The sequence below is a fragment of the Microbacterium sp. M3 genome (genome assembly GCF_033548675.1).
Lineage (GTDB): Bacteria > Actinomycetota > Actinomycetes > Actinomycetales > Microbacteriaceae > Microbacterium > Microbacterium arthrosphaerae.
In genome coordinates, this window is the sequence record NZ_JAWTZT010000002.1 from 47094 (window position 1) to 64410 (window position 17317).

Below are 17317 nucleotides of genomic sequence, written 5' to 3' on the forward strand. Positions count from 1 at the left end.
TGACCTTGCAACTCAACTGGGGAGACAAAGCGCCATGCGTGCAACCATCAAGAACTACATCGACGCGGCCAACCGCCGCCGCGAAGAAGAGGGCGAAGAGGGCTTCTCGCTCATCGAGCTCATCATCGTCGTCGTGATCCTCGGGATCCTGGTCGCGATCGCCATCCCGATCTTCAGCAGCATCCAGGACAGCGCCCAGACGAACGCCGTGAAGGCTGCAGCGGCAGAGGTCGCCACTGCAGCGTCGGCGGCGATCGCCGACAATGACACCACGTCGACGCCCACGACCGCCAAGGCTCCGTATGCAGCGACAGGTTCACAGATCTCGGTGATCTACGTCTCCAGCGGTACGTCGACTACCGCGCTGACCGCCGATCCGACCAAGATCGACGATGTCTGCGCGTACGCAACGGGCTACTCGGGCAAGACTGCGTACTCCGGGCCCGGTTGCTAAGAGCTGCCTTCACTAGAGCCGAGGTGCACGTGGCCTCGGCTCTAGTGGCATCATTAGCTCGGGGATTCTGCCACTTGGGGAGGTGGGCGGATGAGGGGTCGTAGCGCTGACGCTGCGGGGTTCAGCCTTGTCGAAGTGGTCATCGCGATGTTCCTGCTGGGGATCATCGCCGTGGCGATCCTGCCCGCCCTCTGGCAGGGCATCCAGATCTCGTCTCAGCAGTCAGCCGTCGCCACGGCGACGCGTCACCTCAACGCCTTGATCGAAGAGATGCGAGAGAACGCCCAGTGCACCCGCACGATCGCCGTCGCCGGCGTCGGCACCATACCGGCCGTGCCCCACGAGAACGCGTTCACGGGCACCAACCCCGCCAACAACGGCGTCGCGTTCGATGACGGCAAGGGCGAGGACTACGACGTCACCGTCCAGGGCGGGCTGGTATCGGGCGGCGGTCGGGCTGTCTATGACTGCGTGCCCGGAGCGGTCGTGCCGATGCAGCTGACGGTCGTGGACTCGTCCGGGAAGCCGGTCGTCTCCGTGACGGCCAAGATCCTGATGGGCAACTGATGGCCGTGCACAGCAGTGATCCCGGCGATGAGGCGGGCCTCGGACTCATCGAGCTCCTGGTGGCGATGCTCGTCGCCGCGATCGTCGTGATCGCCGCTGCGTCGATCCTGGTCAATTCCTGGCTCACGCAGGAAGACGTGACTTCGACCACGCAGGCCACTACCCGCGGCCAGGTGATGGGTTCCGCAATGGAGCGAGCCCTCCGCAATGCAAAGGACATTCAAGTCCTCCCGACCGATGCGAACGGCACGGAACTTCGCGTGTGGACGACGCTCGGCGGCACGCAGACGTGCCAAGGCTTCCAGCTGACGACCGGCACGGCGACCATCGCGACGTCGAATGGGATGCTCCCCGCAGTGGGCAACTGGGCCGAGTGGCAGACCGGGATCGTTGACCACGACGGCGAACCGTTCTTCGTCAAGTCCGGCGACACCGTCAGGTACGCATTCGACATCCAGACCGAATCCGCCCCCGCACCCTTCTCCGGCGAGGCGACGATGCGATCGACAGCGACAGGGGAGATTTCGCCATGTTGGTGATCAACCGAGTGATCCGCCGCCCGCGCGATGACGACGGCGCGGTGCTCGTCACGATCGTCGTCGTCATGCTCGTCGGCTTCGTGATCGCCAGCATCATCGCCGCCTCGGTGCTGTTCTCCGTTCGCGCGAATGCGACCAATGAGGACCAGACGCAGGCGTTCATCGCAGCGGAGTCCGGAAGAGACGTCGCTGTTGCCGCCATTCCGTCGTGCACGACCTCGGGGACGCACTTCGTCGGCACGGAGCCGACGTATGACACACGGGTCTACATCTCCGACGTCGACGGGCTCAAGCCCGAGACTTCCAACGGCCTGCCGGAGGGCTGCCCGACCGCGGCGACGGACTTCGTCGTCGTCAAGTCGATGGGCACCGGCCCGGATGGCTCTACCGCCACGATCGACTCGGTCTACCCCTGGCAGGTGACCTACTCGCAGCAGCCCGGCGGCGTTGTCACGTACTTCTCGGGAGGGTTCACCGCCGGTGTCTCTCACTACACCGGCGACCTCGTGCTCCGCACCGGCGACTACCGCTGCAACACCGGCGCGACGCTGACCGGCGACCTCTATGTGCTGCGTGGCAATGTGGAGTTCAGCAACGACTGCACGCTGCAGGGAGACATCTGGTCGGACGGCTACGTCAAGAACGGCAGCAAGAACGTCACCGTCACGGGGTCGATCACGACCAACGGCTACGTCGCCCTCACCGCGAACGGCGCCACCTCGGTCGGGAAGGACATCAACGCTCGCGGGGATGTCGACCTCACCGACCAGGGGAACAACGCCGCGACCGTCGGTGGCAACATCACCAGCCGCGGTGATATCGACACCGGGGGGAACTGGACGGTCACCGGGACGCAGAGCGAGCTGGTTCCCGGATACGCGCCCACCTTCGAGCCCACGCTCGACTGGCTGCGCGCGGCGACCAAGTGGATCGATCTCAGCAATGCCTCCAATTGGGGAACGGCGTACTCCGGAGCCTGCGACCTCTTCAAGAACAACCCGCCCACGACGATCACCAATCTTCTGCAGACGGCGGGCAGCAAGCTGGTCCTCGATCTCACCGCCTGCTCGTCGAAGAACGGGAACGGACAGGAGTCCTTCAAGATCGAGCTCGACAACGTCGATCTGCAGCGCGACGCCGTCATCATCGTGAAGCCGAGCGCGATCATGAACGTCTCCCTGAAGGGGGACCTGGAAGCGATGGGCGGAACCAAGCAGTTGCTCTTCGTCCACTCCGACGCGTCGACCGCCTATGTCGACGTCGATCCGACGGATGCTGCGCCGGCGGAGCCGGTTCCGCACTGCGGCAACGCGAACTCCAAGGACGGATTCGACGTCAGCGGAACGCAGACGGGTGACGTGCGGATCATGGTGTACTCGCCGTGTGGACTCACGGGCACCGTCACCTCTTCGTTCAGCGGTCAGCTGTACACCAACGACAGCACGAACCTGCACTCCTCCGGTCCGATCCAGACGGCCTACACCTGCAAGGACATGTCGTGGACCCCGTCGTTCGACCAGCTCGGCTGCAAGATCAAGGGATCGGGCGGCATCGCTCAGGGATCCCTGGTGCAGCGGCTCGGTCAACTCGTCTACCAGACCGAGCGCTAGCCGATGACCGGATTCACCACCTTCCTCGTCGTCGTTGCGGGTGTCCTCGGCCTCCTCATCGGGTCGTTCCTCAACGTCGTCGCCTACCGTGTGCCGGCGAAGGTCTCGCTGCTGCGTGGGAGCCGCTGCCCGCACTGCGACACGGCGATCAAGCCCTGGCACAACGTGCCGGTGGTCGGCTGGATCGCGCTGGGTGGCAAGTGCGCGAACTGCAAGGCACCCATCTCGCCGCGGTACCCGATCGTCGAGGCCATCACCGGCGCCGCGTTCGCGCTCGTGACGTGGTGGGGCCTGACGGTGTACGACGGCCTCCTCGGCACGTCACTGACGACGTACCTCGCGTCGCCGGCGTGGGACGGCATCGTCGAGCCGGCCGCAGTCTGGGCACAGGTCATCGTGATCGTCGCGTTCCTCTACTTCGCTGCCATCTCTATCGTGCTCACGCTCATCGATCTCGACACGCACCGGCTGCCCAACAGCATCGTGCTGCCGAGCTACCTGGTGGCAGGCGTCCTGTTCACGGTCGCCGCGTGGCTCGCGGGGGAGTGGGAGACCCTGCTCCGCGCCGGCATCGGAATGGCCGTGCTCTACATCTTCTACTTCCTGCTGCGCTCGATCCGGCGCGGCGGGATGGGCGGGGGCGACGTCAAACTCGCCGGCGTCATCGGCATCTACCTCGGCTGGCTCGGCTGGGGCGCGCTCGCTGTGGGGGCGTTCGCGGCATTCGTGTTCGGGGGAGTGTTCGGCCTCGTGCTGATGCTCGCCCGGCGCGCGGGACGCAAGACCGCCATCCCGTTCGGCCCGTGGATGATCCTCGGCGCCTGGACGGGAGTGTTCGCCGGCGAAGCCGTCGGCCGGTGGTACGTGGATCTCTTCGTCGGCGCCTGACGCCGACGCTCTTGGGGAAGGGGAAATCATGGGGAAGACGATCATCGGGCTGGAGGTGACCGAAGAGAGCGTGCGTGCCGCAGAGCTCTCCGTCGGTCGCCGGCCACAGCTCGTCGCATACGGCGAAGTGCCGTTGCCGCCGGAGGCCGCGCGCGACTCGGAGGTGCTCGACCCGGGCGCCGTCGCCGTCGCCCTCCGGCAGCTCTGGACCGGCGCCAAGTTCAAGAGCCGGGATGCCGTGCTCGGCGTCGCCAGCCGCCGCATCCTCGTCCGCGAATACACGACCCAGGCCATGCGGCCCGACCTCCTTCGCGAAGCCCTGCCCTACCAGGTGCAGGACCTGCTCCCGGTGCCCGCGAGCCAGGCCGTGCTCGACTTCTTCCCGCTGTCGCAGGACGGCGACCAGGTCTCAGGCCTGCTCGTCGCCGCGGTGTCGGAGAACATCGAGCAGATCATCACGACGCTCTCCAAGGTCAAGGTGCGCGCCCGTGCCGTCGACCTCGCCGCCTTCGGCCTCGCCCGCGCCACCGCGCCGCTCGCCGCACCCGACGACACGATCGCGACCGTCAGCATCGGCGACCACACCACCCAGGTCGTGATCTCGCGCGGCGGCGTGCCGCTGTTCGTGCGGCTGCTGCCGATCGACGTCGCCACGGCGGCCACCCGCCGGCACAACGCCGAGCTGGCCGAGCCCGAGCTCGCCCTTGCGGCGGCAGGGGTCGCCGCGGGCAACGGCAACGGGACCGGACTGGCCGCTGCCGGACGCACCCGCGGTGCGATCCGCGCCGCGACCCCGCCCGGCGCCTCCGACCTCGCCGCCCGCCTGCGCAGCACGCTCGCCTTCTTCGGCAGCCGGCCGAACGCCCTGCCGATCTCGCGCGTATACATCACGGGCGCCGGCGCGGCGGTCGAGGGCGTCGTCCCGACGATCGGCACCGCGATCGACATCCCCGTCACGGTCGTGTCGGTCGGCGACATCGTCTCGATGTCGGCACCCCCGCCCGCCGGCGAAGTCGCCTTCAACCTCGTCGGTACGGTCGGCATCGCACTCGGGGAGGTCGGCCGATGACCGCCATCGCCGTCCCGTTCTCGGGAGCGCCACGCGTCAATCTCATGCCGCGCGTCGAGGTCGAGCGCCGCGAGCGCGACAAGCTCGTGCGCCTGTGGGTGTGGCTCGTGCTCGGCGCGATCGTCGTCGCCCTCCTCATCATCGCCGGCGCCTTCGCCTTCAAACTGTTCGCCGACCAGCGACTGGTCGCCGAGCAGGCCCGGACGAATGCGCTCCTCGCAGAGATCGCCTCGCTGTCCGAGGTGAGCGAGGCGCTCGCGACCGAGACCGAGCTCACCGAGTTCCGCGCCGACGCCATGGTCAACGACCTCGCCTGGACGCCGGTCGTGGCCAAGGTCATCAACGTGCTCCCCGCCGACGCCACCCTCACCGGCTTCGACCTCACGGTCGGCGGGGCTCCGCAGGGCGAAGACCCGACGCTCGAGCAGGGCGTGGTCGGCACGGTGTCGATCGACAGTGCCACGCCGCTCGACATCGTCTCGATCATCCGCTCGCTCCGGGGCGTCGAAGGCGTCCTCTACGCCGACGGCCAGTCGGTGACCTCGAGCCAGGTGTCGGAGGGCCGCTACGCCTACCAGCTCGACGTCGAGTTCGACCAGACCGCGTACTCGAACCAGTACGCGGCGGAAGAAGGGGGCGAGTGATGTCTAAGCACCTGGTCACCGCCCTCGGCCTCATCATCTCGCTCGGCGTCATCGCGCTCGGCGTCTTCCTCGTCGCGCTGCCGGTGTACTTCCAGGCCGTCACCGTCGACGGGCAGACCGCGACGGTCGCCAGCACCAATGCGATCTACCAGTCGCAGGTCGACAACCTCCGCGCCGAAGAGGAGAACCTCGACCAGATCAACGCCGACGTCGCCGAGCTGCGGTCGCAGATCCCGGCCACGGCTCAGCTCGACGACGTCTTCGAAGTCGTCGGGCAGGCGGCCGAGGCATCCGGAGTCTCCATCACCTCGGTGACGGCGGGCGAGAAGGTCGCCTACGTCGTCCGCACCGGCGTCGTCGACGACGAGTCGGCCGCGGTCGCGCCGGCTCCCGAGCCCACACCGGCCCCGACGACGGAGGGGACGGATGCCGCCACCGGCGACACCGCGACGGTTCCGGATGCCGCCACCGGCGCAGGCGTCGTCACCGCGGCGCCCGGCCGGCAGCAGGTGGACTTCGTGATCAGCGCCACCGCCGCCGACATGGCGCAGGCGACGGCGTTCCTCGACGCGCTGCGCGCCGGACCGCGTCTGCTCAACAACGTGACCGCGACCGCGACGCAGTCGGGCGAAGGCACCGTCGACATCCAGATCACAGCGCTGACCTACGTCGACGAAGAGGGGTGAGACCCATGGAAGATCTCGACTTCGAGAAGCTCCTCGCGCACGGCGCGCGCCACCGCGCATCGGACGTGCACATCACGGCCGACTCGCCGCCCCTGCTGCGCATCGACGGCGACCTCGTGCCGGTGCCCGGCTACCCGGCACCCCTCTCGACCGAGTGGGTGGAGCGCACCGCCTTCGACCTCATGAGCGAGGGTCAGCGGCGCGAGTTCCTCGAGCACGGCGAGGTCGACCTCGCCCACGCGACGGCCGGCATCGGGCGGTTCCGTACGAACGTCTACCGCCAGCTCGGCTCGATCGCGATCGCGCTGCGCTACATCCCCGACCGCGTCTACTCGCTCGAAGAGCTCGGCGCCCCGGGGATCGCACGCGACCTCGCGCTGCGCCCGCGCGGTCTCGTGCTGCTCACGGGACCCACGGGGTCGGGCAAGTCGACGACGCTGACCGCGATGGTCGACATCGTCAACCAGCTCGTGCCGGCGCACATCATCACCATCGAGGACCCGATCGAATTCCACCACCAGTCCAAGCGCGCGCTGATCCACCAGCGCGAGGTGGGCCGCGACACGAACTCGTTCGCCGAGGCCCTCCGCCGCGTGCTGCGGCAGGACCCCGACGTGATCCTCATCGGCGAGCTGCGCGACCCGGAGTCGATCCAGACCGCCCTGTCGGCGGCCGAGACCGGACACCTGGTGCTCTCGACCCTGCACACGCAGGGCGCGGCGAAGAGCATCAACCGCATCATCGACGTGTTCCCCGCCGACCAGCAGCACCAGATCCGCACGCAGCTGGGCGACACCCTGCAGGGCATCATCAGCCAGACGCTGCTGCCGCTCGCGCAGGTGAACGGCCGCACGATCGCCACCGAGGTGCTCATCAACACGCCGGCCGTCGCGAACATGATCCGCGAGGGCCAGGTCGCGCAGATCTACTCCGCCATGCAGGCGGGATCCGAGGTCGGCATGCACACGCTCGACCAGGACCTCCGTCGCCTCGTCGCCGACGGCACCATCGCACGCAACGTGGCGATGGACTTCGCCGTCGACCCGCGCAGCCTCGACGGCGTGTACGTCAAACCGCGCGACCTCGACGCCGAGGAATGGGCGCACCACGCGGGCGAATGGCGGCAGGCGGATGCCGCGGCATCCGTCCCCGCGAACGCCGCGGCCGGAACGGGCATCGGCATGGGATCGCGCTTCGGCACGCCCACGGTTGGCGGCCGCGTCGACCCGACCGCCCGCGACGTCGAGTGGGGCGGGGTCGACGAGCTCGAAGCGTGGACCACCGCGAACGGGGAGGGCTGACATGGCCGTCGTGCAGGAGTTCGTCTACCGCGCGGTCGACCCGCGCGGCGGGTCGGTCGTCAAGGGCAACATCGAGGCGGCCAGCGAGTCGGCGGTGACCACGAAGCTCAAGGCGCAGGGGCTCACACCCCTCGAGGTCACCCTCAAGTCCAACACCGGGCTCAACCGCGAGATCAAGCTGCCCGGGGCGACGAAGACCGTCTCGGCGCGCACCCTCGCGGTGTTCTCCCGGCAGATGGCGGGCCTCATCAACGCCGGCCTGCCGCTCATGCGGACGCTGTCGATCCTCATCGAGCAGACCGACGACAAGCGGCTGCAGCCGGCGCTCGTGCAGGTGCAGGCCGACGTCGAGTCGGGGTCGTCGTTCTCGGCGGCGCTGGCGCGGCATCCGCAGACCTTCCCGCCGCTCATGCTGTCGATCATCAAGGTCGGCGAGGCGGGCGGCTTCCTCGGGAGCGCGCTCGGGTCGATCGCCGACAACTATCAGCGCGAGGCGGAGCTGCACAACAAGATCCGCGCCGCCGTCACGTACCCCGCGATCGTGCTCATCATCGCGATCATCGGCGTGCTCGTCATGGTGACGTTCGTCGTGCCGATCTTCGAGGGCATGTTCAAGGGACTCGGCTCGGCGCTGCCGCTGCCGACGCAGATCCTGGTGACGATCTCGAACAACATGTGGTGGATCATCCCGGCCATCGTGCTGGTCGTGATCGTCGCGGTGGTCTGGTGGCGCGCCAACCGCCACACCGAGCAGTACCGCCGCGTCGTCGACCCGATCAAGCTCAAGATGCCGGTGTTCGGCAAGCTGACCACGAAGATCGCCGTCGCCCGGTTCGCGCGCAACCTCTCGATGATGCTGAACGCCGGCGTGCCGATCATTCAGGCGCTCGCGATCGTCGGGCAGGCGTCGAACAACTGGAAGATCGAGCAGGCCGTCCGCGACGTGCAGGAGTCGATCCGCCAGGGCCGGTCGTTCGCCGCACCCCTCGCGAAGGCCGACGTGTTCCCCGCGATGGTGCCGCAGATGGTGTCGGTGGGCGAGGAGTCGGGCACGCTCGTCGACATGCTCGCCTCGATCGCCGACTTCTACGAGGACGAGGTCGAGACGGCCACCGCCCAGCTGTCGTCGACGATCGAGCCGATCCTCATCGTGGGCCTCGGCATCGTCATCGGCGGCATGGTGGTCTCGCTGTACCTGCCGATCTTCACCCTCTACGGCGAGCTCGCGCAGCAGGGGTGAGGCACGGGGTTCGGGGCGTTTCGTCTCGCTTCGCTCGCTCAGCGACCGGGGGCCGGTCGGTCGTTGAGCGAGGGAGCGCCAGCGACCGAGACGAAACGGGGTGTGCGGTCGCAGGGCCGCGTTTCGTCTCGCTCCGCTCGCTCAACGACCGGGGGCCGGAGTTCCGGTCATTGAGCGAGGGAGCGCCAGCGACCGAGACGAAGCGGGGTGTGCTGCCGCAGGTCCGGCTGCCGGCTCATACCGTGACCCGGAGCACCTCTTCGATCGTCGTCAGGCCCTGCGCGACCTTCGACCAGCCGTCCTCGCGAAGCGAGATCATGCCCTGCTCGAGCGCGACCTGGCGGATCTCGGTTCCGGTCGACCGCGTGACGACCAGCGACTCGAGCTCGTCGCTGAGCGTCATCACCTCATGGAGCGCGACGCGCCCGCGGTATCCGGTGCTGCTGCATGCGGGGCATCCGACCGCCTTGTACAGCTGCGGCACGTCGGCCGGGTCGTGCGGGAAGCCCAGCGACGAGAGCACCTCGCTCGTCTCGACGAGCGGCTCGCGGCAGCGCATGCACAGGCGGCGCGCCAGGCGCTGCGCGATGACGGCCGACAGCGCCGTGGCGACGAGGAACGGCTCGCACCCGATCTCGGTCAGTCGCGTGAGCGCCGACGGCGCGTCGTTCGTGTGGAGCGTCGACAGCACGAGGTGACCGGTGAGAGCGGCCTCGATGGAGATGTTGGCCGTCTCGTGGTCGCGGATCTCGCCGACGAGCACCACGTCGGGGTCGGAGCGGAGGATCGAGCGGAGGGCCGTCGAGAAGGTCAGCCCCGCGCGGTTATTCACCTGCACCTGGTTGATGCCGGCGATGCGGTACTCGACCGGGTCTTCGACCGTGATCACGTTGATCTTCGGGTTCGCGATCGCGCGCAGCGCGGTGTACAGGCTGGTCGACTTGCCGGAGCCGGTGGGCCCGGTCGCGAGGATCATGCCGTGCGGCTTGGAGATCGCGTCGCGGAACCGCTTCTCGTTGACGCTCGAGAAGAGCAGATCGCGCATCGTCATCGTCTGACCGGTGTTGTCGAGGATGCGCATGACGATCTTCTCGCCCCACACCGTGGGGAGCGTCGCCACGCGCAGATCGACCGTGCGGTTCTCGTGCGTGACCGACAGCCGGCCGTCCTGCGGCTTGCGCTTCTCGGCGATGTCGATGGCCGACATGATCTTCAGGCGCGAGATGATGCCGTCCTGGATCGCACGGTCGGCCTTCTGCATCTCGTGCAGCACGCCGTCGATGCGGAACCGGACCGTCAGCTGCTTCTCGCCGGGCTCGACGTGTATGTCGCTGGCACGGTCGTTGATCGCCTGCGCGATCAGCAGGTTCACGAACCGGACGATCGGCGCCGAGTCGTCCTGCTCTTCGAGGCTCTCGGTGAAGGCCGCCTGGTTGGACTCGGTGGACTCCTCGATCGTCATCGACAGCTCGCTGAGCTCTTCGTCCGAGCGGAGGAACCGCTCGAACATCTGCGTCAGCGCGTCTTCGGCCACCACGACCGGCTCGACGAACAGGTCGGTGATGCTCGCGACGTCGTCGAGTGCCACGATGTCGGTGGGGTCGAGCACGCCCACGGTGAGGCGGTCGCCCCGGAGGTCCACCGGGATCAGCCCGTACTTGCGACAGAGGTTGCCCGGCACCAGCGCGACCACGTTCGGATCGAGCGGCATGCTGGCGAGGTCCACGTAGCGATGGCCGGTGTGCAGGGCGATCGCCTCGGCCACCTGCCCCTCGGTCACGAGCTTCGAGCTCACCAGCAGACGCTGCAGCTCGGGACCGTCCGCGCCGCCCGCTTGGGCGATCGCGGCTGACATGTCGGCGGCTCGTACGGCTCCGGTGAGCACGAGCGTCTGCGCAAGACCCCTCATGGTGATTCCCCTATCCCCAGGGACATACTAGGCCGCGCGCGTCAAGCCTGGGGGGGACGTCGCGCGCGCTGGATATCGTGAGGCCATGGCCTCCTCCACGGACTCCGCGACCGGTTCACGCTCCGCGACCGGAGCGGACGCCGGCGCCACGGACGCCGTGACCGGCACGGACGCCGCAGGCTCCGCGACGGCGAGCGGCTCGGCGACCGGCTCGGAGGCCTCCAGCCCCAAGACCGCCACTGCCGACGCGGGGTGGATCGCCAAGGTCACGGCGTGGGCCCTGTCTATCCGGCCGGTGCGCGTCTGGCTGCACTACGCCGAGCGCCGCGGCCCCATGCTCTCCGACAGCGTGACGTACCGCGCGCTGTTCTCGGTGTTCGCGGGCGTGCTGCTCGGGTTCTCGTTCGCCGCGATCTGGCTGCGTGACAATCCGCAGGCGTGGCGCGCACTGGTCGATGCCGTGGATGCCGCGATCCCGGGTCTCGTCGGAAAGGACGGGCTCGTCGACGTCGCGGCCATCGAGGCGCCCGCCGGCCTCACCGTCGCCGGGATCATCGCGCTCGTCGGTCTCGTGGGCGCGGCGATCGGCGCGATCGGCTCGCTGCGGGTGGCGCTGCGCACCCTCGCCGACAAGGTGCACGACGACGTCTTCTTCGTGTGGGTGCTGCTGCGCAACCTTCTGCTGGCCATCGCGATCGGCGGCGGCTTCGTTCTCTCGGCCGGCGCGACGTTCGCCGGCACCGCGTTCGTCGGCTCGATCCTGGACTGGCTCGGCATCACCCAGGACTGGCTGGCGAGCCTTGCCACGCAGAGCGTCTCGATCCTCGTGGTCTTCGTGCTCGACATGGCCGTCGTCGCCCTCGCGTTCGTCTCGCTGAGCGGCGTGCGCGCGCACCCGCGCTCGCTGTGGACCGGTGCGCTGATCGGTGCGCTCGGGCTCACCGTGCTGCAGCAGCTCTCGGGCCTCTTCGTCTCGGGTGCGGGGTCCAACCCGCTCCTCGCGACGTTCGCCTCGCTCATCGCGCTGCTGCTGTGGCTCAACCTGTCGGCGCAGGTCATCCTCCTCGCCGGCACCTGGATCATCGTGTCTGAGCGGGAGCGGGTCGACCGCGTGCGCGAGCGGTTCGGCTCTCCGACGTTCGTCCTCCGCCGCGTGCGTCAGGCGGAAGATGCCGTGCGCGTGGCCACCGAGGAGCTGCAGCATGCGCGCGCCGCCGCCGACAAGGAGCGCAGCGACGCCGCCACGCACGACGCCAAGCGCGCCAAGACCGACGCGCCCCAGGGCGGGGGAGCCGGGTCGTGAGCGAGCGCGTGCCCGCCTACACCGCCGCGCAGGTGCGGGCCGCCGAGCGCCCGCTGCTCGACGCCGGGGTGCCGCTCATGCAGCGGGCCGCCGCGGCGCTCGCCGAGGTCGTGCGCGACGAGCTCGCGCGCATCGAGCCCACGGCCGTCACACCGCCGCACCGCACCCTCGAGCCGGTCGTGCGGCAGTCGCCCGACGCGCCGCTGCCGCGCGTGCTCGTGCTCGCCGGCAGCGGCGACAACGGCGGCGACGCTCTCTACGCCGCCGCCCGTCTCGCCGCCGACGCCGACGCGGATGTCGACGCGCTGCTCGTCGCCGACCGCTTCCACCAGGACGCCCTCACCTCCGCGATCGGCGCGGGCGTGCGGCGCATCGACCTCGCCGAGGCCGGCGACGTCGGCGTGCACTACGCGCTCGTGCTCGACGGGATCCTCGGGATCGGCGCCTCCGCAGACCCCGCCCTCCGTGGCTCTGCACGTGAAGCGGTCACCGACCTCCTCTCCCGTGCCCGCGCCGAGGGACGGATGCCGCGCATCGTGGCCGTCGACATCCCCAGCGGGCTGCATCCCGACACCGGCGAGGCCGACGACGCGGTGCTCCCGGCATCCGTCACCGTCACGTTCGGAGCCGTCAAGGCGGGCCTCACGTCCGGACGCGGACCGGAGCTCGCGGGCGACCTCGTGCTCGTCGACCTGGGCCTCGGCGAGGGCCTTGCGACGAGCGAGCCGGCGGGCGAGGCATCCGTCACCCGCATCGTCGAGGCGCGCGAGCCGTAGCGCGCCGCCGTCGCCGAGCCGGTTCAGTCGTTCTCGGGCTCGTGCGGATTCCCGCGCCCGTTGCCGGGGAAGTCGGGCGAGTCCTTGTGGTGGCCCCACGCGTGGCCGCGGCCGTTGTTTCCGGGACCGTCGTCGTGCTTGCCCGCGTCGCCCGGGTGCCGGTCGACGTTGTCACCGTTGTTCCCGGGGAAGTCGGGGGAGTCCTTATGGTGCCCCCACGCGGTGCCGCGTCCGTTGTTCCCGGGGAAGTCGGGGGAGTCCTTATGGGGCCCCCACGCGTTGCCGCGTCCGTTGTTCCCGGGGAAGTCGGGGAAGTCCTTATGGTGCCCCCACGCGTTGCCGCGTCCGGTGTTCCCGGGGAAGTCGGGGGAGTCCTTATGGTGCCCCCACGCGTTGCCGCGTCCGTTGTTCCCGGGCCCGTCGTTCCCCGGCCCGTCGTCGGGTGCGACGATCGCTGCGGGCGGGAACAGGCGGGCCATCGGCGCGCCCGCCGCGACGCTCGGCACCACGATCGCGACGGCCGCCACGACGGCGATCACCGCGCCGGTGATCAACAGCTTCTTCGAGCTCATCAGGCACCTCTTCTCGGGCGGGGGAGGCAACCGGTGAGCGGAGGGTACCACCGCGCGGGGGCCGTGCGAAGGGGTGCGCTTCAGCGCGCGTAGCGCGACACGAAGGTGCGCAGCATGCGGCTCGGATGCGACACCGCCGCGCGCCGCACTGCGGTGAGCGTGAGCTCGAGCTCTTCCGCCGCGAAGTAGCCGTGCCCGGCGTACGCGTGGATGCGCGTCGTGATGCCGTCGACGTCGAGCTCGGGGTGGAACTGCGTCGCGTACACGTTCTCGCCGACCTTGAACATCTGCACCGGGCAGGTCGGCGACGACGCGAGCAGCGTCGCCGAGGCGGGCAGCCGCGAGATCGCCTCCTTATGCCCGACGAAGGCTTCGAAGGTGGCCGGCAGGCCCGCGAGCAGGGGATCGGATGCCCCGGCCGCCGTGAGCGACACCGGCACGACGCTGATGGGCTCGGAGTGGGTGCGGTCGATGACGGCGCCCTGGTGCGCACCGAGCGTGCCGACGCCGTAGCAGGCGCCGAGGAACGGGAAGTCGCGCGCGACCACCTCGTCGAGGAGGGCGGCGAACTCGGACTCGACCCGGTGCTGCACCGGGGACTTCTTCTCCGCCGGATCCGACGCGTTGAACGGTCCGCCGCCGACGAAGATGCCCGAGATCTCGTCGAGGTCGAGGCGCGGCATCGGTCCGGCCTCGAGCCGCACACGGCGCAGCTCGTCGGGCGCGAGACCGGTGTAGCGCAGGAAGAGCGCGTACTCCTCGTCGGCCGGGACGTCCTCGGCGCGCGTGGCGAGGAGGACGAACGGCTTCACCACCCCAGCCTACGTGTGAGAGACGGATGCCTCGGCCCGGCGCAGTGCGCCGGGCCGAGGCATCCGTCATCCCGATGTCAGCGGTCGCTGCCGAACTGGTGCGTCCAGGTCGACACCGCGCCCGCGTCGACCGCGTAGCCGGCCTTCGGCACCGCCGTGACGCGCACCTCGGAACCCGCGGGCACCTTGACGAGCGGCTTCTCGGCCTTGACGCCGTTGACGTAGTAGTCGAACGCCGGGTCGGGCGTGACGACGACGTGGTCGGACTTCGAGCCGCGCGGGTCGACGAACCGCGGCTCGCCGGGGGTCGCCGCCTGGGTCAGCACGGGCACGTTCGCGAAGTCCATGTCGCTCGCGAAGTAGTAGCTCGTGTACGACGGCTGGTTGTAGGTGGTGTTCTGCCGGGCCACCTCGGCGCGGTACTGCACGTCGTGCAGCAGCGTCGGCAGCTTGTGCGTCGTCACCTCGGTGCTGATGAAGATGCGCAGCGCCTTCGAGTCCGCGGTGCGGACGAGCAGCTCCTCGCGCCAGTCGCCGAACACGTCGGCCACGAGCGACGGGTTGCCCTTCGTGCCGTTGTTCGTGCGGGTGCCGGTCGCCGTCAGGAGGCGGCCGTCGGTCCAGCTGTCGATCGTGACGTCCTGCTCGCCGCTGCCGTTCACGATCTGCGTCGTGAGGTCGGCCGCCCACCGGATGGACTGGTTCGTGCCGGGGATGGTCGAGCCGAGGATGTCGCCGGTCGCGCTCATCAGCCCCGACGCCTCGGTGCCGCCGGGCATGCTCGCCCACGTCTCGAGGCCGCGGACGTCCGATCGGACATCGCCGACCATGCTGCGGCCGGTGTCGCGGCCGGAATAGGCGCCGAAGATGACTTCACCGGTGGCCGCGTCGCGCAGCACCGAGCCGTAGGGGGCGTACGTTCCGCCCTCGTGCGACGTCCAGATCTCGAGGCCCGGGCGGTCGGGGTCGATGTCGGTCACGTGCATCGCGTCGCCGTGCCCGAGGCGCACAGTGTCGCCCGGTGCCGCGCTGCCCGCGGGCAGCACGTCGAACGAGCTGTAGAGCAGCCCGCCGTCGTCGTCGATCGTGGCCGCGCCGTAGACGATCTCGTGCTTGCCGTCGCCGTCGACGTCGGCCGCGCTCAGCGAGTGGAAGCCCTGCGTGGTGATCGTGCCGTACTCGGGGTCGGTGCCGTCGCGGCCGTGGGGACCGTCGTTGAACGGGTTCGTCATCGGCACATGGCCGCTGTCGACGAGCCAGCGCGTGCTGAGGTGCTCGCCGTCCCAGTCGTAGGCCGCGATCGTCGAGCGCGTGTAGTAGCCGCGGGCGAAGATCGCCGACGGGTGCGCGCCGTCGAGGTACGCCACGCCCGCGAGGAAGCGGTCGACGCGGTTGCCCGGCTCGATGCGCGCCATCGCGTAGTCGCCCCACAGCAGGCCGTCGTCGCCGCGGCCCGGCTCGTAGCGCACCGTCTCGAGCTCTTCACCCGTCGCGGAGTCGAAGACCGTGAGGTACTCCGGCCCGTCGACGATGAACCCCTCGAAGTTGCGCAGCACGTTGCGCGCGCTGCGCGACGGCGCGTAGGTGTCGATGAAGTAGTCGACGAGCGTGGTCGCGTCGGCCGTCGAGAGCGGGTACGTGTAGGCGACAGGGATTCCGAACGCCTGCTCGAGGGTCGCCGGCCAGTTTCCGGCCACCACCTCGGGGTGCTCGCTCCAGCCCTCGAACATCTCGATGAGGTGCTGGCGGTAGTCCGCCGCGCTCATGCGGTAGTCGCTCTCGTCGGTGACGCCCGCCTCGACGTCTTCGGCGAGGAGGGTGATGTAGTCGGATGCCACCACCGACCCGTCCGCGTTGTACGCCGTGGACTTGGTCCCCGGCGCCGTCTTGAGCATCGTCTCGGAGCGCCCGTCGCCGTCGAAGTCGTAGACCATGAACTGCGTGTAGTGCGCGCCGGCGCGGATGTTGACGCCGAGGTCGATGCGGTTGAGGAGCGTGCCGTCGAGCTCGTACGTGTCGACGTACACCGGGCCGGTGTAGCCGACCTGCGACACGTCCTTCGAGTTCGACGGGTCCCACTTCACGATGAACTCGAGCGCGCCGTCGCCGTCCACGTCGGCGACCGAGGCGTCGTTGGCCGAGTAGGTGTACTTCTCGCCGTTGGGGTGGATGACGCCGGGCGGGGTGACACCGTCGGCCGGCTTCTGCAGCGGCAGGTCGTAGTAGCCCGTGCTCCATGCGGAGACAGGCGCCGACTGCTCGCCCGTGATGTCATGCCAGGCGGGCGCGACGGTGTACGTGGAGTCCGCCGTGCCGGCGGCATCGGCGTAGTTCGTGCTGTCGTCGACCGTGGCGATGCGCTCGCCGTCGCGGAAGACGGCGAACGACGGACCGCTCACCCCGGTATCGGTGGCAGGTCCTGCCTCGGTGGCGAGCAGGCGCCAGCTGAGGAAGACGCCTTCGCCGGTCGAGACGGCGACGAGACCCCGGTCGAGGGCTTCGAGCTGTGCGCCGGCGGGGACGGCGCCCTCGGCGGTGGCGGTCTGCGCCAAGCCCAGGGTCAGGGCGCACGCGGCCGTGCCGGCCACGAGCGCGCGGGAGGTTCTGCGGAGGTTCATCGTCGAATCGCTCTCCTGGATCGGTGGCCCGGGTGCGGACCTGCATCGTTGCAAACGCGGGGAATACGTTTTCCTGAGCGACGATAGCCGCCGGGTCCTCCCGGGTCAACGATTTCGGCGGCGGGATTGGAACGATTTAATGTTCAGCGCCGCCGTCACAACATCGGAGCTTTCGCGCGACACGCCGGTCCGAGGCATCCGTACCCGGCGTGTCGCGGGATTCTTCCGATTCTGTGTCGGCAGTCGCCCTTCCTCCCCGTCGGCCGGTGGTGCGCAATGATCCACAGATGGCGCGACGTGGCTGTCTGCCACGCCCGCCGCACGCGAGC

At 69.4% G+C, this 17317-nt stretch carries 16 protein-coding genes; 12 read left to right on the top strand and 4 right to left on the bottom strand.

The genetic code is table 11. From position 1 onward, the window contains the following. The first annotated feature begins 34 nt into the window (after window positions 1-34). The 10 genes from R8Z57_RS05500 to R8Z57_RS05545 all read left to right on the top strand — a co-directional run bounded on the left by R8Z57_RS05500 (window position 35) and on the right by R8Z57_RS05545 (window position 8998). Window positions 35-454 carry a type II secretion system protein gene (locus R8Z57_RS05500; protein WP_318352777.1) on the top strand — a complete coding sequence of 140 codons (420 nt, stop codon included), beginning with the start codon at window positions 35-37 and terminating at the stop codon, window positions 452-454. A gap of 90 nt (window positions 455-544) precedes the next feature. Continuing rightward, a complete protein-coding gene (locus R8Z57_RS05505; protein ID WP_318352778.1) occupies window positions 545-1021 on the top strand; it encodes a prepilin-type N-terminal cleavage/methylation domain-containing protein in 477 nt (158 codons plus the stop codon). Next, window positions 1021-1560, top strand: a complete 540-nt coding sequence (locus R8Z57_RS05510; RefSeq protein ID WP_318352779.1) for a hypothetical protein — start codon at window positions 1021-1023, stop codon at window positions 1558-1560. The genes R8Z57_RS05505 and R8Z57_RS05510 overlap by 1 nt, the downstream gene beginning before the upstream one ends. Beyond that, window positions 1551-3170: a hypothetical protein gene (locus tag R8Z57_RS05515; protein ID WP_318352780.1), complete on the top strand. Its 1620-nt coding sequence runs from the start codon at window positions 1551-1553 to the stop codon at window positions 3168-3170. Before R8Z57_RS05510 ends, R8Z57_RS05515 begins: the two co-directional genes overlap by 10 nt. Before the next feature lie 3 nt (window positions 3171-3173). After that, on the top strand, window positions 3174-4058 hold the full coding sequence (locus R8Z57_RS05520; protein WP_318352781.1) for a prepilin peptidase: 885 nt from the start codon (window positions 3174-3176) through the stop codon (window positions 4056-4058). Window positions 4059-4086: 28 nt separating this feature from the next. After that, a complete protein-coding gene (gene pilM / locus R8Z57_RS05525; RefSeq protein WP_318352782.1) occupies window positions 4087-5127 on the top strand; it encodes a type IV pilus biogenesis protein PilM in 1041 nt (346 codons plus the stop codon). Next, window positions 5124-5771, top strand: coding sequence for a hypothetical protein (locus tag R8Z57_RS05530; RefSeq protein WP_318352783.1), 648 nt, complete (start codon window positions 5124-5126; stop codon window positions 5769-5771). The genes pilM and R8Z57_RS05530 overlap by 4 nt, the downstream gene beginning before the upstream one ends. Beyond that, on the top strand, window positions 5771-6457 hold the full coding sequence (gene pilO / locus R8Z57_RS05535; protein ID WP_318352784.1) for a type 4a pilus biogenesis protein PilO: 687 nt from the start codon (window positions 5771-5773) through the stop codon (window positions 6455-6457). The genes R8Z57_RS05530 and pilO overlap by 1 nt, the downstream gene beginning before the upstream one ends. Window positions 6458-6462: 5 nt before the next feature. After that, window positions 6463-7758, top strand: a complete 1296-nt coding sequence (locus tag R8Z57_RS05540; RefSeq protein WP_318352785.1) for a type IV pilus twitching motility protein PilT — start codon at window positions 6463-6465, stop codon at window positions 7756-7758. 1 nt (window position 7759) lies between these two features. After that, window positions 7760-8998 carry a type II secretion system F family protein gene (locus tag R8Z57_RS05545; RefSeq protein ID WP_318352786.1) on the top strand — a complete coding sequence of 413 codons (1239 nt, stop codon included), beginning with the start codon at window positions 7760-7762 and terminating at the stop codon, window positions 8996-8998. A gap of 235 nt (window positions 8999-9233) precedes the next feature. On the opposite strand, the gene R8Z57_RS05550 is transcribed toward R8Z57_RS05545, so the two are convergent. Then, window positions 9234-10907, bottom strand: a complete 1674-nt coding sequence (locus R8Z57_RS05550; RefSeq protein WP_318352787.1) for a GspE/PulE family protein — start codon at window positions 10905-10907, stop codon at window positions 9234-9236. An 85-nt stretch (window positions 10908-10992) separates the two neighbouring features. Between R8Z57_RS05550 and R8Z57_RS05555 the strand changes: the two genes are divergently transcribed. Both R8Z57_RS05555 and R8Z57_RS05560 read left to right on the top strand, forming a co-directional pair. Next, entirely contained in the window at window positions 10993-12210 is a 1218-nt protein-coding gene (locus R8Z57_RS05555) for a YihY/virulence factor BrkB family protein (RefSeq protein ID WP_318352788.1), read from the top strand. Beyond that, on the top strand, window positions 12207-12986 hold the full coding sequence (locus tag R8Z57_RS05560) for an NAD(P)H-hydrate epimerase (RefSeq protein WP_318352789.1): 780 nt from the start codon (window positions 12207-12209) through the stop codon (window positions 12984-12986). Before R8Z57_RS05555 ends, R8Z57_RS05560 begins: the two co-directional genes overlap by 4 nt. Before the next feature lie 23 nt (window positions 12987-13009). On the opposite strand, the gene R8Z57_RS05565 is transcribed toward R8Z57_RS05560, so the two are convergent. The 3 genes from R8Z57_RS05565 to R8Z57_RS05575 form a co-directional block, all read right to left on the bottom strand. Continuing rightward, the gene (locus R8Z57_RS05565; RefSeq protein WP_318352790.1) at window positions 13010-13558 is read right to left on the bottom strand and encodes a hypothetical protein; all 549 of its coding nucleotides are present in this window, start codon (window positions 13556-13558) and stop codon (window positions 13010-13012) included. A gap of 80 nt (window positions 13559-13638) precedes the next feature. Further along, window positions 13639-14370: a glutamine amidotransferase gene (locus tag R8Z57_RS05570; RefSeq protein ID WP_318352791.1), complete on the bottom strand. Its 732-nt coding sequence runs from the start codon at window positions 14368-14370 to the stop codon at window positions 13639-13641. 77 nt (window positions 14371-14447) lie between these two features. Next, window positions 14448-16988 carry a rhamnogalacturonan lyase gene (locus R8Z57_RS05575; protein ID WP_318352792.1) on the bottom strand — a complete coding sequence of 847 codons (2541 nt, stop codon included), beginning with the start codon at window positions 16986-16988 and terminating at the stop codon, window positions 14448-14450. Window positions 16989-17317 lie beyond the last annotated feature (329 nt).

What these genes read in the sequence shown, in the direction of transcription:
- R8Z57_RS05515 (WP_318352780.1), top strand. Translation starts at nt 1,551, where the DNA reads ATGTTGGTGATCAACCGAGTGATCCGCCGCCCGCGCGATGACGACGGC.
- R8Z57_RS05565 (WP_318352790.1), bottom strand. Translation starts at nt 13,558, where the DNA reads ATGAGCTCGAAGAAGCTGTTGATCACCGGCGCGGTGATCGCCGTCGTG.
- R8Z57_RS05545 (WP_318352786.1), top strand. Translation starts at nt 7,760, where the DNA reads ATGGCCGTCGTGCAGGAGTTCGTCTACCGCGCGGTCGACCCGCGCGGC.
- R8Z57_RS05540 (WP_318352785.1), top strand. Translation starts at nt 6,463, where the DNA reads ATGGAAGATCTCGACTTCGAGAAGCTCCTCGCGCACGGCGCGCGCCAC.
- R8Z57_RS05550 (WP_318352787.1), bottom strand. Translation starts at nt 10,907, where the DNA reads ATGAGGGGTCTTGCGCAGACGCTCGTGCTCACCGGAGCCGTACGAGCC.
- R8Z57_RS05510 (WP_318352779.1), top strand. Translation starts at nt 1,021, where the DNA reads ATGGCCGTGCACAGCAGTGATCCCGGCGATGAGGCGGGCCTCGGACTC.
- R8Z57_RS05555 (WP_318352788.1), top strand. Translation starts at nt 10,993, where the DNA reads ATGGCCTCCTCCACGGACTCCGCGACCGGTTCACGCTCCGCGACCGGA.
- R8Z57_RS05500 (WP_318352777.1), top strand. Translation starts at nt 35, where the DNA reads ATGCGTGCAACCATCAAGAACTACATCGACGCGGCCAACCGCCGCCGC.
- pilO (WP_318352784.1), top strand. Translation starts at nt 5,771, where the DNA reads ATGTCTAAGCACCTGGTCACCGCCCTCGGCCTCATCATCTCGCTCGGC.
- R8Z57_RS05575 (WP_318352792.1), bottom strand. Translation starts at nt 16,988, where the DNA reads ATGAACCTCCGCAGAACCTCCCGCGCGCTCGTGGCCGGCACGGCCGCG.
- R8Z57_RS05530 (WP_318352783.1), top strand. Translation starts at nt 5,124, where the DNA reads ATGACCGCCATCGCCGTCCCGTTCTCGGGAGCGCCACGCGTCAATCTC.
- R8Z57_RS05520 (WP_318352781.1), top strand. Translation starts at nt 3,174, where the DNA reads ATGACCGGATTCACCACCTTCCTCGTCGTCGTTGCGGGTGTCCTCGGC.
- pilM (WP_318352782.1), top strand. Translation starts at nt 4,087, where the DNA reads ATGGGGAAGACGATCATCGGGCTGGAGGTGACCGAAGAGAGCGTGCGT.
- R8Z57_RS05505 (WP_318352778.1), top strand. Translation starts at nt 545, where the DNA reads ATGAGGGGTCGTAGCGCTGACGCTGCGGGGTTCAGCCTTGTCGAAGTG.